Below are 15809 nucleotides of genomic sequence, written 5' to 3' on the forward strand. Positions count from 1 at the left end.
ATCAAGAAATAAAATTTAATTTATGACTTGCCTACGTTTTGCACAGCATTCCAAATATGGTTTCGTATGTTCCAAACAAACAGCAATAACCGGCTCCTTCCAAAAGAAGGAATACCGGCAAGGATTAAAGCTCTAGCTCACCCATTCTAAGAAGCTCAACAACGGCTTGCGAACGCCCTTTCACACCCAATTTCTGCATGGCATTTGAAATATGGTTTCGAACGGTTTTCTCACTGATAAATAGCTCGCTTGCAATCTCCTTTGTTGTCTTATCTTGAACGAGCAATTCGAACACTTCTCTTTCTCTTTTCGTTAGCAGCGGCTTCGATTGAAATTCTTTCTCCTTCAAGTATTGTAACCCTCCTTGCTAAGGTGAGAGCGAATCAGAAACGAATGGGTTTTGATATAGTCGAGATATCATATGTAAGAAGGGCGCAGGAGGTGACGTTTACAAGATAATTAGTTTATCGTGTATGAAGAAGCGTTTCTTTTTCCTCATCCGTCCAGCTGACAGCCTTGCCGCTTTCCTTTGAGACTTGAACCATCACGACTGTCCCGGTGAAGCAGGGCTCGCCTTCGAGGTTCTCTCCGAGATAGTGCAAGGTAAGAGATGAACTGCCGACTGCGCTTGTTTTCACATAGATGCGCAACTCTTCATAAGGCATGACTTGGCGCAAATAATCGCATTGCTGGCTTGCCACGACTGTCATGGTCTGTTTGTTTTCACTCATCATATTCAACTTTTTAAAATAAGAAATCCGCGCCTCCTCAAAATATATAAAAGGGGTTACATTATTCATATGCCCAAACATGTCTGTCTCCGAAAATCTTACGGATACCTCATTGAAAAAAGAAAAGGATGTTTTCCATTCTTGAAACGGCATATCAATATAAGCGGGAAGCTTCATCTTTTTTCATCTCCTTATTGTTTAAAAAAACCTCTCCCATGCGGAAGAGGTTTTTCTTCTTATACTCTGTCGCTTCCGAAGAAATTGCGGAACGCTTGTAAGTTTGTATCTCTATTCAAGGCTGCAATCGAAGTGGTAAGCGGAATCCCCTTCGGACAGGATTGAACACAGTTTTGCGAGTTGCCGCAATCTGCAAGGCCGCCTTCATCCATTAATGCTTCTAATCGTTCAGATTTATTCATGGCGCCTGTCGGATGCGCGTTAAACAGGCGGACTTGCGACATCGGTGCAGGCCCCATGAACTTCGATTTGCTGTTCACATTCGGGCAAGCTTCGAGGCAGACGCCGCATGTCATGCATTTTGATAATTCATATGCCCATTGACGGCGTTTTTCTGGCATTCTCGGCCCCGGTCCTAAATCGTACGTACCGTCAATCGGTATCCATGCTTTAACTTTTTTCAATGAATCAAACATTCTGCTGCGATCAACCTGCAAATCACGAACGACTGGGAATGTTTTCATTGGTTTTAAACGGATTGGCTGTTCAAGCTGGTCAATAAGCGCCGTACAAGACTGGCGGGTTTTTCCGTTTATAACCATTGAACATGCGCCGCATACTTCCTCAAGACAGTTCATATCCCATGTGACAGGGGTTGTCTTCTCACCTTTGACATTAACCGGATTCCGGCGGATTTCCATCAGAGCGGAAATGACGTTCAGATTCGGGCGGTATGGAATCTCAAATTCTTCATCATAAGGCGTGCTGTCAGCTGTATCTTGACGTGTGATAATAAATCGTATGGTTTTTTGTTCACTCATGATTATTTCGCCACCTTCTTCTTCGAGTAATCCCGTTTCCGAGGCGTTATCAGTGATACATCGACATCCTGATACTCAAATTCCGGCGCTTCATACGGGCTTACATGTTTAGCCATTGTTGTTTTGAGCCATTCATCATCATTACGTTCAGGATAATCCGGTTTATAATGGGCGCCCCGGCTTTCATTACGGTTGTATGCGCCAAGGGTAATCACCCTCGCAAGCTGAAGCATGTTCGAGAACTGGCGTGTGAACATCGCTCCCTGGTTGCTCCATTTTGTCGTGTCATTGATGTTGATCTTTTTGAAGCGCTCCATTAACTCCTGAATTTTGTCATCCGTTTTCAAAAGCTTGTCATTATGGCGGACAACCGTTACGTTCGCCGTCATCCACTCACCGAGCTCTTTGTGAAGAACATAGGCATTTTCGGTTCCGTCCATACTCATAATATCAGCCCATTTTTCTTCTTCTTTCTTAACGTGAGCGTCGAATAAAGATGAAGACATGTCTTCCGCTGAAGATTCTAAGCCGTTTACATATTTCACCGCATTCGGACCGGCCACCATGCCTCCGTAAATCGCAGACAGCAGGGAGTTCGCTCCCAAGCGGTTGCCGCCGTGCATAGAATAATCACATTCCCCAGCCGCAAACAGTCCAGGGATATTTGTCATTTGATCGTAATCCACCCATAAACCGCCCATAGAATAATGGACCGCCGGGAAGATTTTCATTGGAAGCTTACGCGGGTCGTCTCCCATGAATTTCTCATAAATCTCAATGATGCCGCCAAGCTTAATATCAAGCTCTTTCGGATCTTTATGAGACAGATCGAGATATACCATGTTTTCACCGTTAATGCCGAGCTTCTGGTTCACACACACATCAAATATTTCGCGTGTCGCAATATCACGCGGCACCAGGTTTCCGTATGCCGGATATTTTTCCTCCAGGAAATACCATGGTTTGCCGTCTTTATATGTCCACACGCGCCCGCCTTCACCACGCGCTGATTCACTCATCAGTCTTAGTTTGTCATCGCCCGGTATGGCTGTCGGGTGGATTTGAATGAATTCTCCGTTTGCATAATACGCTCCCTGCTGATAAACGATTGATGCAGCAGATCCTGTATTAATCATGGAGTTCGTTGATTTTCCAAAGATGATTCCCGGTCCGCCCGTCGCCATAATGACAGCGTCTGAACGGAAGGATTCAATTTGCATGTTTGTCAGGTTTTGTGCAACAATTCCGCGGCAGATTCTGTCATCATCTAAAACAGCGCCAAGGAATTCCCAGCCTTCATATTTTGTGACCAGACCCGCAACTTCGTATCTGCGCACTTGCTCGTCCAGTGCGTAAAGCAGCTGCTGTCCCGTCGTCGCACCAGCATAAGCAGTTCTGTGGTGCTGTGTACCCCCGAATCGGCGGAAATCAAGCAGGCCTTCAGGAGTCCGGTTAAACATGACGCCCATCCGGTCTAATAAGTGGATGATCGAAGGCGCCGCTTCACACATCGCCTTGACTGGCGGCTGGTTGGCAAGAAAGTCTCCCCCGTATACCGTGTCATCAAAATGTTCCCACGGAGAGTCACCTTCCCCTTTTGTATTGACCGCTCCGTTTATGCCGCCTTGCGCACAAACTGAATGAGAACGTTTGACAGGAACGATGGAAAACAATTTAACCGCCATTCCTGATTCCGCTGCTTTAATTGTCGCCATGAGGCCGGCAAGACCCCCGCCGACTACGATAATGCTTGATTGACTCATGATAGCCCCTCTCCCTCTAGTAATCTAGTACTCTTAAACAAATGCGAAAATCGCTTTTAAGCCTACGTATGACAGTGCAACAAAAATAATCAGCGTAACGTATGTCGAAATTCTTTGAGAACGAGGCGTTACCGTGATGCCCCATGTAACAGCGAAAGACCATAAACCGTTCGAGAAGTGGAAAATTGTTGATAAAACACCGACAATGTAAAAACCAAGCATAGCCGGAGAGCTCAAAATATTCGCCATCATGTCGAAATTGACCTCAGCACCCATTTGTGCGGCAATGCGGGTTTCCCACACGTGCCAGCTGACGAAAATGAGGGTGATGATACCGGTTACACGCTGCAGGACGAATAGCCAGTTTCTCATGTAGCTGTATTGGCCGGCGTTATTTTTCGCAGTAAACGCTATGTACACACCATAAACTGCATGATAAATTAATGGTAAGAAGATAATAAAAATTTCCAAGGCATACCTGAAAGGCAGGCTATCCATAAAATGAGCAGCGCTATTGAATGCTTCAGCGCCCCTTGCGGCAAACTGGTTGACGACTAAATGCTGAATAAGAAAGATGCCGACCGGTATGACGCCAAGCAAGGAATGCAATCTTCGAAAATAAAACTCTCTGTTCCCAGACATTACTTTACCCCCTGTTTGATAAGTGCGAAATGTGCTAAATCTCTTCCCCCACTTCTTTCAATTGTAAGCACTTTATTAAGATTTATTGACAATTTCATTTTACTCCTCCCTCAAAAGGGCGTCAAGAAAACGCGTACATAAATTATAATTTTCCGAATTGATTAGTTGATTGAAAAATTTTATTTTATCAATATATATTTCTTGCTTAATTTTTCATAAGAATTACAGGATCATTCTGTAATCCTCCCCCCTGTTTGAGCTATAATATACGCAGGAGAGAGGGGAGACAGATATGAAGTCTAAATTTGAAGCATCTATTGACAACCTAAAAGAAATTGAAATGAACGCCTATGCCTACGAACTAATACGAGAGATCGTTCTCCCAGATATGCTTGGCCAAGATTACTCTTCCATGATGTATTGGGCAGGAAAACATCTCGCCCGTAAGTTTCCTCTTGAATCATGGGAGGAATTTCCGGCCTTCTTTGAAGAAGCGGGCTGGGGAACCCTCACCAACGTAAGCGCTAAAAAACAGGAGCTTGAATTTGAACTTGAAGGGCCGATCATTTCCAACCGGCTTAAACATCAGAAAGAACCTTGCTTTCAGCTGGAGGCTGGTTTTATCGCTGAACAAATTCAATTGATGAATGATCAGATTGCCGAATCATATGAACAAGTGAAAAAGAGAGCGGATAAAGTGGTTCTGACTGTGAAATGGGATATGAAAGACCCAGTGTAATCAAAAAGGCGGTGACTGCATAGTCCCGCCTTTTTGATTGTCATTACACAGCTGAAGGGTGTTTTGAAAGCTCAAATGCATCGTGAAGCGACTCGACTGCTTTCACCATGTCATTTTCGCTTACGACTGTTGACACTTTGATTTCAGATGTGCTGACCATTTTGATTAAAATGTTTTTTTGCGCCAGTACAGCAAACATTTCAGCCGCTACACCGGGATTTGAGACCATGCCGGATCCAACAATGGATACTTTAGCCAATTTGCTTTCTGTCTCGATTTTCTCAAATTCCAGCGCGTCTTTATACTCTTCAAGCACCGCAACGGTTTGGTCTGCATCTTCTGTTTTGACAGAGAAGGAAATTCCAGTCTTGTCCTCGGCCTGCGTTTGGATAATGATATCCACGTTTATGTTTCTTTTGGCAAGTGTCGTAAAAATAGTAGACAAAGTTGTCAAGCCGCTAGTCAGCCCGTAAATGGTTACTCTTGTGATTTGATCTTCAAATGCAATGCCTCTGACAATTAAATTCTGTTCCATGGATGATTCCTCCTCAATTAATGTTCCCGCTTCGGTTTCTGTACTTGAACGCACTTCTAACGGCACTTGGTAATTTTTCGCGAACTCAACTGCTCTCGGATGAAGAACGCCGGCGCCTAAATTGGCAAGCTCAAGCATTTCATCGTATGAGATGCCCGCAAGTTTTCTCGCTGATTTCACATAGCGCGGATCGGTTGTAAACACACCTGGCACGTCTGTGTATATGTCACATTTATCAGCTTTTAAAGCGGCAGCCAAAGCAACTGCTGTTGTATCTGAACCGCCCCGGCCCAATGTCGTAATTTCACAATCCTCTGTCATTCCTTGGAAGCCTGCAACAATGACAATTTTTCCTTTTTCAAGCTGGTCTGCTAAAACCGAAGTGTCGATATCTGTAATTCTGGCGTTTCCGTGAATGGCCTCCGTACGGATTCCCGCCTGCCAGCCAGTATAAGACACAGCGTCATAGCCTTTTTCCTGCAATGCCATTGAAAGGAGTGAAATCGTGACCTGCTCGCCTGTCGCCAGCAGCATATCCATTTCGCGTTTGCTCGGCTGGTCAGAAATAGCTTTTGCAAGGCTGACCAATTCGTCAGTGGATTTTCCCATTGCTGAAACGACGACAACGACTTGATGGCCTTTCTGTTTTTCTGCAATTGCGCGGTTTGCCGCATTTTGAATTTTTTCGACTGAGCCGACGGAAGTGCCTCCGAATTTTTGTACAATAAGACCCATGTATTACCACCCTTTACATTTTGGTTCGTGCGGGTGAGGAGAAAGAGCGCTTTGTCCACAATAAAAAAAGCAATGAGAGGAATACTCTCATTGCTTATCAATTAATCATCATAAATGATTATGAACAACGAGATAGCCCTCCAAGAAAATGATTTCTTGACAGCCTTACATTTATTCAATGCACGGCCAGCAAATAATACCGATGGGGTTTTATTTGCTTCGGCGACGCTCCCCTTTCAGCCTTTTTCACAGAATCCATCTTTCTCCAAAGGCATACTCTTGAAGTTCGCACCTCTATCTTCACCATATAACACGATCTAACTATGAAATTAGTTCACATTTTATCAGATCTTATTTAAAAGGACAACATTATTTTTGCAATTTGTCGTAAAGGAGCTGAGCCGCCGCTATGGGAACACCGGCTTTTTTGATGTCCTCAAGGCTTGCTTCCTTCATTTTTTTAACGGAACCGAAATGCTTTAACAGCATTTTCTTTCTTTTCTCTCCGATACCCGGGATGTCGTCCAAAACGGATTGAAACGCGCTTTTTCCGCGGATTTGCCTGTGAAAACTGATTGCAAAACGGTGCACCTCGTCCTGAATGCGCTGCAGGAGGTAAAATTCCTGGCTGTTTCGTTCCAGATACACTACCTCCAGCGGCTCACCGATCAGTAAATTTGAGGTTCTGTGTTTTTCATCTTTCGCTAAACCGGCGATCGGGATATCCAAGCCGAGTTCATTTTCAATGACATCCCTTGCTGCGTTGATCTGCCCTTTTCCTCCGTCAATGATAATCAGATCGGGCAGCGGCAGATTCTCACGAAGCACTCTCGTATAGCGTCTTCTGACAACCTCTCTCATAGAACCGTAATCATCCGGCCCTCTAACAGTTTTGATTTTATATTTGCGGTATTCCTTTTTGTATGGTTTGCCATCGATAAACACAATCATCGCGGAAACCGGGTTTGTCCCCTGTATGTTTGAGTTGTCAAACGCTTCAATTCTGTGCGGCGTATAAATATTTAATGCCTCACCTAGTTTCTGCACTGCCCCGATTGAACGCTCCTCATCCCGTTCGATTAAAGAGAATTTTTCTTTCAATGCGATTTTCGCATTTTTATGGGCAAGCATGAGCAGTTCTTTTTTCGGGCCTTTCTTCGGCTGGTGAACGTTTGTTTCCAGCAGCTGCTCGATCATGGATTGATCTACGCTGTCCGGAACTAAAATCTCCTTCGGAAGGAAGTGGTTGTTTTTTGAATAGAACTGCCCGATGAACGTGAGGAACTCTTCATCTGCTTCCTGATAAAGCGGGAACATGCTGACATCGCGTTCAATGAGCTTCCCTTGGCGGATGAAAAAGACCTGCACGCACATCCAGCCCTTATCGTACGCATACGCGAATACATCACGGTCGACTAGATCGTTCATCGTCATTTTTTGTTTTTCCATCGTTGATTCAATATGGGCAATTTGGTCACGAAGCTCTTTTGCTCGTTCAAACTCAAGATTCTCAGCAGCTTCATGCATTTTCTCTTCAAGCTCTTTTTTGACCTCATTATAGCCGCCCCTTAAGAAACGTGTAATGCTTTCAACCAGCTCTCTGTTCGTCTCTTCGGAAATATCCTTTACGCACGGAGCGAGGCATTGGCCCAGATGATAGTAAAGGCACACTCTGTCCGGGAGCTTGGAGCATTTTCTGAGAGGATACAGACGGTCGAGCAGTTTTTTTGTTTCCCTTGCTGCCTGTACATTCGGATACGGCCCGAAATAGCGCCCTTTGTCTTTTTTGACATTGCGGGTGACAATCAGCCTTGGGTGGCGTTCATGGGTGAGTTTTATGAAAGGATAGGTTTTGTCGTCTTTGAGCATGACGTTGTATTTCGGATCATGCTTTTTGATCAGATTCATTTCTAAAATAAGCGCTTCAAGATTGGAGGACGTCACAATATATTCAAAATCCTCGATTTCCGTCACAAGCCTTTGGGTTTTCGCGTCGTGAGAACCGGTGAAGTAGGAGCGCACTCTGTTTTTCAGCACTTTTGCTTTCCCTACGTAGATCACAGTCTGCTGCCGGTCCTTCATGAGATAACAACCCGGTTGATCAGGAAGGAGGGCGAGTTTTTCTTTCAGTTGTTTGTTCATATGTTACCCTTCCTTATGTTTAATCCTTTATTTCCAGTTTAACACGAACGTTTGTTTTTCTCTATGGTTCACAATTGGCGAATAAAAAAAGCGATCCCTCAATCGGAATCGCTCTGGCATGTAAGCAGCGGAAAATTAAAGATGTTTGTTTACAAGCTCTTGAAGCGCTTCTTTTGGTTTGAAGCCGACTGAAGTTTCAACTACTTCGCCGTCTTTTAACACAAGAAGAGTCGGGATGCTCATAACGCCGTATTTTCCGGCAGTTTCTTGGTTTTCGTCTACATCGATTTTTACGATTTTCAGTTTGTCTCCCATTTCTTGATCCAATTCTTCAAGAACAGGTGCAATCATTTTACAAGGTCCGCACCAAGGAGCCCAGAAGTCTGCCAGTACGACGCCTTCGCTTGTTTCAGCTGAGAAAGATTGATCAGTTGCTTTTACGATAGCCATTATTGAATTCCTCCAATGTGAAATGATGATTTTTAGTATAGCATCTCCCATTCGTTCACGCTATTTTAATGCTTACAAATTATTTTTTCCTGTTCACAGCCGGTTTACTCATTTTTATATGGTTGAATGGGATATGCTCTTTTTTTAAAACACAAATCTGATAATGGCCCCGATCACTACAATTGCCCCAATAATCATTAAAATGGTACGAAGCATAAGATCACATCTCCTCTTCACTGTCATGTACTTTACCATGCCCTGCCGGAGCTGTTTTAAAACCTGAAAAAGAGCGCCGGCATGAAGCTCCGGCGCTCTTGCGCGATTAAGAATCAGCACGCAGCGTAAGTAAGACGACTGACATTGGCGGGAGTTTTACTTTCAGTTTGTTTTTGCTGAGCGTGTATTGTCTGAAGGATTCCGGTTTGACATGATGAGGATCGTCAAACGTGTTATGCGCATTCATTTTTTCTGCCGTAAGAATGACTCCGGAATGGTCCGCTGCCTTGTGTAGGCCTCTCAGCTCGATTTCCGCCTCCGCTTTGTTTTGGTGATCGATGTTGCAAATAGTGATATTGATATCACCTTCAGCTTGTTTCGACGCTGAAATGCTGATTTGCGGAAGCGTTTCACCCTTCCATTCATAGTCGGCAGACATTGTCTCTGTTGCTAAAAGAGAAGCGTCCTGGTGCACCTTAAACATATTGAATACATGGTACGTCGGTGTCAAAAGCATCCGCTCGCCCTCAGTCAAAATCATCGCTTGTAGAACGTTTACTGTTTGGGCGATGTTGGCCATTTGCACCCGGCGGCAATGCTGATGGAAAATGTGGAAATGAGAAGCCGCCACCAGTGCATCACGAATGGTGTTTTGCTGATATAAGAAACCGGGATTCGTGCCTGGCTCGGGATCAAACCAAGTGCCCCATTCATCAATAATCAGCCCGACCCGCTGCTCCGGATCGTACCGGTCCATAATCGTGCCGTGTTTTTGAATCAATTCATCGATGTATTTGGCTTTTTTCATCGTAATAAACCACTCATCTTCCGTGAATTCTGTGGCTGATCCTTTGCCCTTCCAGAAATCCCCCGGAATCGTGTAATAATGAAGACTCAACCCGTCCATCAGGCCAGCGGCTTTTTTCATAAGCACGTCCGTCCAATTAAAATCATCCACATTTGCTCCGCCTGCAATTTTATAAATTTCATTCCCGCTGTAATTGCGGACATAAGTCTGAAAACGCCGGTACAGATCTGCGTAGTATTCGGGATGCATGTTGCCGCCGCAGCCCCAGTTTTCATTACCCACGCCGAAATATTTCAGATTCCAAGGCTCTTCTCTTCCATTTTGTTTTCTCCAGTCTGACATCGGCGTGCCTTCTTCAAATGTCATATACTCAATCCACTCCGCCATTTCCTGAACGGTTCCGCTTCCGACATTGCCGCAAATATATGGCTCACATTCAAGCAGCTCGCAAAGCATCATAAATTCATGCGTTCCGAATTCATTTGATTCAATTGTACCGCCCCAGTGAGTGTTCAGCATTGTCTTACGGTCACCGACACCGTTTGCCCAATGGTATTCGTCCGCAAAACACCCGCCCGGCCACCTGAGGACAGGAATGTGCAGCTGTTTGAGCGCCTCCAGCACGTCCTTTCGTATCCCGTTGATATTGGGGATGTCTGAGTCCGTTCCGACCCAGATCCCCTCATAAATCCCTCTTCCTAAATGCTCAGCAAAATGACCGTATATATTTTTGTTAATGGTTCCTTTTACGATATCTGTTTGAATCACTGCTTGATGTTCAGACATGCCTCTGATCATTCCTTTCATACGGATATGAAAAGCACCACAGTCAAATATGTGATCTGTCTTTTGCCTGAGGAGTCAGCATGAATGTAAGCGCTTTTAAAGTAACCATATTATATATGTTCGTACATGTCAACGACATTTTCTATCTCATTTATATTTGTACGTATGTATTTACAAATATAAAAACCCGGACTTTTAAAGTCCGGGATTTCCTTTATGAGTGTATATTCAACTGTTTGAATTCCTCAGTTAATAACGGGACAACTTCAAATAAATCACCGACGATGCCGTAATCCGCTATTTTAAAGATATCGGCTTCGGGATCTTTATTGATGGCGACGATCACCTTGCTGTTTGACATGCCGGCCAAATGCTGGATGGCACCGGAAATGCCGCATGCAATGTACAAATCCGGAGTGACGACTTTCCCCGTCTGCCCGATTTGAAGAGCGTAATCGCAATAATCAGCGTCACATGCCCCGCGAGAAGCCCCGACTGCGGCCCCTAGCACCTCTGCAAGCTCCTGCAGAGGCTGAAATCCCTCCTTGCTTTTGACTCCTCGGCCGCCCGCAACGATAATTTTCGCTTCGGAGAGATCAACACCGTCCGCCGTTTTTTTCACGACCTCTTGGATAACAGTGCGGAGGTCAGTAAGAGAAACATCAATGCTTTCGATGCTCCCCGATCTGCTGGTGTCTTTTTCTGAAGCTTGAATGTTATTGGGGCGAATTGTTGCAAAGATCATCGGATCGGTTGAAATGACGCGTTCAAAAGCTTTCCCCGAGTAAATCGGCCGTGTGAACACAACATTCCCTCCGGTAACGCTTACATCTATAGCATCAGAAATTAAGCCTGTTTGCAGCCGGGCAGCAAGCTTCGGTGAAAGATCCTTGCCCATTGCCGTATGCCCGAAGATGACTGAATCAGGATTTTCTTGCTCGATAACACCTCTCATGACCTGGCTGTACCCGTCTGCCGTGTATGTTTTTAGCTTCGGGTCCTCAGCGGTAAGAACTTTATCTGCTCCGTAATGAATAAGCTCTTGTGCAATGCTTTGTACATTTTCACCGATGAGAACACCGATGACTTCCCCATCTCCTGAAATGGTTCTTCCTGCAGCTATTGCTTCAAAGGTGACATTTCGCAATTCCCCATCGCGTATTTCTCCAAGCACGATCACTTTTTTTCCCATTCTAACATCCCCCTGTTTCTTTGAATGTCCAAGCTTTAAATGACTTTAGCTTCGCTGCGGAGCAATGAAACAAGCTCTTTTGCCTGTTCAGCAGGCTCACCTTGGAGAAGCTTCCCGGCTTCTTTTTTCGGCGGCAGAAAACGTTCAATGGTTTTCAGCTTTGGTTCAGCATCCTCTTCGTCCAGATCAAGATCATCAAGTTCAAGCTCTTCAAGCGGCTTTTTCTTAGCCTTCATAATTCCCGGAAGCGATGGATAGCGCGGCTCGTTTAAGCCCTGCTGAGCTGTGACAAGCAATGGGAGCGTCGTTTTGATTTTTTCAACATCCCCTTCGACGTCCCTTTCTGCTTCTGCATCAGTGCCGTTGATTTCGAGTTTGGTGATCGTAGTGATACACGGAATGTCCAGTAGCTCGGCAAGCCGAGGCGCCACTTGTCCTGATCCTCCGTCAATGGCAACATTTCCGCCGAGAATCAAATCAAACTCCTGATCCTTCATATAGTGGTATAAAACTTGAGAAATGGAATATTGGTCGGGTTCATCAAGATCATCTTCTATGTTGATTAAAACAGCTTGGTCACAACCCATGGCAAGCGCCGTACGCAATTCTTTCTCCGCTTCTTCACCGCCGACCGTGACAGCGGTGATCGTGCCGCCATGCTTTTCCTTCAGCTGGATGGCTTCTTCTATCGCGTACTCATCATATGGATTAATGATCCATTCCGCTCCGTCATCCTGAATCTTTCCTGTTTCAATGACGATTTTTTCTTCTGTGTCAAACGTCCGTTTCATCAGTACAAATAGATTCATGATCATATCCCCTTTTATTCGCCTTTGAACTGAGGCTTTCTTTTTTCGAGAAATGCCTGGATGCCTTCCTTGGCGTCCTCTGACTCAAATGCTTCCCCAAATCGCTTTGCTTCAAGCTTTAAGCTGCCTTCATAGGAATACACCTTGTTGGAATAAAGAAGCTCAAGCAAAGATGCCAGCGTTTGCGGGCTTTTCTCTGCAAACTTAGCGGCAAGTGCTTTTGCTTTTTCAATCACTTCTGCCTCATCTTTCGCTCCAATTGAGACAAGTCCGAGATCAAGCGCTTCTTTTCCGGATATCGGTTCTCCTGATCCGATGAGCTCCAGTGCTTTGGCTGTACCGACATATCTCGGAAGGCGCTGTGTCCCCGCAAAACCTGGAATGATACCGAGATTAAGCTCCGGGAGCCCCAGCTTAGCATCTTCTGCCGCGATTCTGATGTGACAGGCCATTGCAAGCTCCAGCCCGCCTCCGAGAGCAGCGCCGTGAATCGCTGCGATAATCGGTTTTGGAAAACTTTCGATTCTCTCCATTAACTGCTGGCCGCGCTCAGCGAGCAATGAGGAATCCTCATTGCCTTTAAGCGATGTAAATTCTTTAATATCAGCGCCGGCTGAGAAAAATCTTCCCTCGCCGTGAATGATAATGCTTCGTACGCCTGCATCTGTCTCACATTGATCAAGACAGGAAGACAGCTCTTCTAATATCCGGCTTGAAAGCGCGTTTGCCGGCGGATTGTGAATCGTCAAGACTGCCACAAATTGATCAACCGCAAGTGAAATTGCATTCATAGGACAGAACTCCTTTACTTATTGTGAATTCCGGATACCAATAATTCTAAAACGCTGTTTGAAAGCGCAACGAGATCGTACTTTTGGTCATTCATCACCCAAGTTGTCACAGTTTCGTCAATCGTTCCAAAAATCATCTGCCGGGCGAGGCGGACATCGAGGCCTTCTTTTATTTCGCCTGATTGTATACCTTCCGTCAAAATGCCATCCAAAATATTTAAGTAGCCTTTTAATATTTCGTTGATTTTTTGGCGCAGCTCCAAGTTGGATTGGCGGAGCTCAAGCTGCGTGACAATCGCGAGATTATGGTCACCCGCTAAAAGGGAAAAATGCTTTGAAATCACAAGCGCCAATTTCTCTTTCGCTGTTGCTTTTTCTTTAATGTCCTCTTCCATCCGCTCAATAAATTGACCCATTTTTTCTTTGAAAAGAGAAATTAAAATATCTTCTTTGTTTTTAAAATAGAGATAGATGGTGCCGTCCGCTACTCCGGCTTGTTTAGCAATTTTGGATACCTGTGACTGGTGGTAGCCGTTTTCTGCAATGACTTCTACTGCTGCATCAATAATCTGCATATACTTTGGCCGTTTTTGCTTCAATGTTCATCGTTCCTTCCTATAGAAATGAATGACTATTCATTCATAATTTCATGATAAGAAGGATTTTCAGGTTTGTCAAGTTTATTCATAGACGTTCTCTTTTTTTTATTTGATATGATGATTTTCGGTTTCTTCTTCAAGTAAACGCCTTCTTAAAATTTTTCCCACCGCCGTTTTCGGCAGCTCTTTTCTGAACTCATAGGCTTTGGGCACCTTATAGGGAGCTAGTCGAGATCTCGCAAAGGCATCCAGTTCTTCTGCATCGGCTTTTGCGCCTTTCTTTAATACGACAAATGCTTTTACTGTTTCTCCCCTGTAGGAATCGGGAACGCCTGCAACAACAATTTCCTGGATGGCTTCATGTTCATAAAGCGCTTCTTCTACCTCACGCGGGTAAATATTGTAACCGCCGGCAATGATGATATCCTTCTTCCTGTCAGCAATATAGAAAAAGCCTTCTTCATCCATATAGCCCATGTCCCCGGTGAACAGCCAGCCATCTCTCAGCACTGCGGCGGTTTCCTCTGGTTTATTCCAGTATCCTTTCATGACTTGCGGACCTTTTACAATGATTTCTCCATGCTCATACGGAGCGGCAAGCTCACCCGTCTCTTCAGAATAGATCGCAGCGTCCGTACTCGGCCAAGGACAGCCGATACTGCCCGGCTTGTTTTTTCCCCAGATAAAGTTGGCGTGCGTCACTGGGGATGCCTCAGACAAACCATAGCCTTCCACAAGCTTTCCGCCAGTCACCTTTTCAAATTTCTGCTTTACCTCCACGGGGAGCGCGGCTGATCCGCTAAGACAGCTTTTAATGGATGACAGATCATAATGCTGCAATTCGGGGTGATGCAAAAGGCCAATGTAAATTGTCGGTGCGCCAGGAAAGAGCGTCGGTTTGTGTTTGTCGATGATTTTCAGTGTTTCGAGCGGATCAAACTTAGGAAGAAGAATCATTTCGAAGCCTAGTTTAATCGAATAGTTCATGACTGCCGTCAGTCCGTAGACATGAAAAAATGGGACGATGCCCAGCACTTTTTCAGCGCCTTCTTTCACGTCATACATCCAAGCGGCGCACATTTCAGTATTTGCCAAAATATTTTGGTGCGTGAGCATGACCCCTTTTGGAGCTCCGGTTGTTCCTCCGGTATACTGGAGGACAGCGATATCATGCTCAGGATCGATCTTCGGGATTGTCAGGAGTTCAGTTTTTTCCTGCTTCATACTGGAAGCGAACGTATGAATGTTAGCTGTTTTGTCAAAGTCGATATGCACTTTTTGTTTTTGCGTCAGCGGGTAAAGAATATTCTTCGGAAAAGGCAAATAGTCTTTTACGCTGGTTATCAAAATCTGGTCGACTATTGATAACGTTTTCATTTTTATTGCCTTCGGGAAAAGCAAATCTAAGGTGATGATTACACTTACCTGAGCATCTCTAAGCTGGTATTCAAGCTCATGCTCGGTATAAAGCGGATTCGTCTGCACCACGATGCCACCGGCAAACAAGACGCCATAATAAGAAATCACTGTTTGCGGGCAATTGGGCAGCATAACAGCCACTCTGTCTCCTTTTTGCAGGCCATTGCACTGCAAAAAAGCTGCAAGTTTAAGAGCATCCGTCAGAATGTCATGAAAGGTGAGTTTTTTTCCATAAAACGATATTGCGGTTTTATCAGGGAATCGTGCGGCGGAGTCTGTCAGGATGGATTGCAGGGTTTTATTCGGCAACGGAAGCTCATGCGGGATATCGTTGGGATACTCGGCAAGCCACGGCTTTTGAGACTGCATAAAACCTCCCCTTTCGATTTTAGAGATCCACCTTATCATTATAGCAGATGGACGGCAAAAAAAAGAAAAAGAAAGGTAAATCTTT

The 15809-nt window shown here is 44.9% G+C and carries 15 protein-coding genes and 1 riboswitch; of the genes, 1 reads left to right on the top strand and 14 read right to left on the bottom strand.

Features of this window, described 5'->3' with window-relative positions:
- Positions 1-124: 124 nt before the first annotated feature.
- The 5 genes from gerE to sdhC form a co-directional block, all read right to left on the bottom strand.
- On the bottom strand, positions 125-349 hold the full coding sequence (gerE, locus tag MHI44_RS04790; protein ID WP_003184172.1) for a spore germination transcription factor GerE: 225 nt from the start codon (positions 347-349) through the stop codon (positions 125-127).
- A 115-nt stretch (positions 350-464) separates the two neighbouring features.
- Positions 465-908, bottom strand: a complete 444-nt coding sequence (locus tag MHI44_RS04795) for a thioesterase family protein (protein WP_015384296.1) — start codon at positions 906-908, stop codon at positions 465-467.
- Positions 909-967: 59 nt separating this feature from the next.
- On the bottom strand, positions 968-1729 hold the full coding sequence (sdhB, locus tag MHI44_RS04800; RefSeq protein ID WP_339203001.1) for a succinate dehydrogenase iron-sulfur subunit: 762 nt from the start codon (positions 1727-1729) through the stop codon (positions 968-970).
- A 2-nt stretch (positions 1730-1731) separates the two neighbouring features.
- The gene (gene sdhA / locus MHI44_RS04805; protein WP_015714474.1) at positions 1732-3492 is read right to left on the bottom strand and encodes a succinate dehydrogenase flavoprotein subunit; all 1761 of its coding nucleotides are present in this window, start codon (positions 3490-3492) and stop codon (positions 1732-1734) included.
- A gap of 33 nt (positions 3493-3525) precedes the next feature.
- Positions 3526-4134: a succinate dehydrogenase cytochrome B558 gene (gene sdhC / locus MHI44_RS04810; RefSeq protein WP_003222512.1), complete on the bottom strand. Its 609-nt coding sequence runs from the start codon at positions 4132-4134 to the stop codon at positions 3526-3528.
- Positions 4135-4426: 292 nt separating this feature from the next.
- Between sdhC and MHI44_RS04815 the strand changes: the two genes are divergently transcribed.
- On the top strand, positions 4427-4873 hold the full coding sequence (locus tag MHI44_RS04815) for a YslB family protein (protein WP_003222508.1): 447 nt from the start codon (positions 4427-4429) through the stop codon (positions 4871-4873).
- A 43-nt stretch (positions 4874-4916) separates the two neighbouring features.
- Here MHI44_RS04815 and MHI44_RS04820 read toward each other — a convergent pair whose 3' ends face one another.
- The 9 genes from MHI44_RS04820 to lcfA all read right to left on the bottom strand — a co-directional run bounded on the left by MHI44_RS04820 (position 4917) and on the right by lcfA (position 15724).
- Positions 4917-6143, bottom strand: coding sequence for an aspartate kinase (locus tag MHI44_RS04820; protein WP_024572581.1), 1227 nt, complete (start codon positions 6141-6143; stop codon positions 4917-4919).
- A 125-nt stretch (positions 6144-6268) separates the two neighbouring features.
- Positions 6269-6448, bottom strand: a riboswitch (Lysine riboswitch).
- Positions 6449-6512: 64 nt separating this feature from the next.
- Positions 6513-8285, bottom strand: coding sequence for an excinuclease ABC subunit UvrC (gene uvrC, locus MHI44_RS04825; protein ID WP_339203006.1), 1773 nt, complete (start codon positions 8283-8285; stop codon positions 6513-6515).
- Positions 8286-8420: 135 nt separating this feature from the next.
- Positions 8421-8735, bottom strand: a complete 315-nt coding sequence (trxA, locus tag MHI44_RS04830; protein WP_003222500.1) for a thioredoxin — start codon at positions 8733-8735, stop codon at positions 8421-8423.
- 322 nt (positions 8736-9057) lie between these two features.
- Complete coding sequence (gene abfB / locus MHI44_RS04835) at positions 9058-10545, bottom strand: alpha-L-arabinofuranosidase AbfB (protein WP_015251517.1); 1488 nt, start codon at positions 10543-10545, stop codon at positions 9058-9060.
- A 214-nt stretch (positions 10546-10759) separates the two neighbouring features.
- Positions 10760-11737, bottom strand: a complete 978-nt coding sequence (gene etfA, locus MHI44_RS04840) for an electron transfer flavoprotein subunit alpha (RefSeq protein ID WP_004398999.1) — start codon at positions 11735-11737, stop codon at positions 10760-10762.
- A 35-nt stretch (positions 11738-11772) separates the two neighbouring features.
- Positions 11773-12546: an electron transfer flavoprotein subunit beta gene (gene etfB, locus MHI44_RS04845; protein ID WP_004398765.1), complete on the bottom strand. Its 774-nt coding sequence runs from the start codon at positions 12544-12546 to the stop codon at positions 11773-11775.
- A gap of 14 nt (positions 12547-12560) precedes the next feature.
- Positions 12561-13337, bottom strand: a complete 777-nt coding sequence (locus MHI44_RS04850; protein WP_003229549.1) for an enoyl-CoA hydratase — start codon at positions 13335-13337, stop codon at positions 12561-12563.
- A gap of 14 nt (positions 13338-13351) precedes the next feature.
- Entirely contained in the window at positions 13352-13936 is a 585-nt protein-coding gene (fadR, locus tag MHI44_RS04855; RefSeq protein WP_003229547.1) for a fatty acid metabolism transcriptional regulator FadR, read from the bottom strand.
- A 105-nt stretch (positions 13937-14041) separates the two neighbouring features.
- Positions 14042-15724 carry a long-chain-fatty-acid--CoA ligase LcfA gene (gene lcfA, locus MHI44_RS04860; protein WP_080529640.1) on the bottom strand — a complete coding sequence of 561 codons (1683 nt, stop codon included), beginning with the start codon at positions 15722-15724 and terminating at the stop codon, positions 14042-14044.
- Positions 15725-15809 lie beyond the last annotated feature (85 nt).

It is taken from the genome of Bacillus sp. FSL K6-1366, from assembly GCF_037976695.1.
GTDB lineage: Bacteria > Bacillota > Bacilli > Bacillales > Bacillaceae > Bacillus > Bacillus subtilis.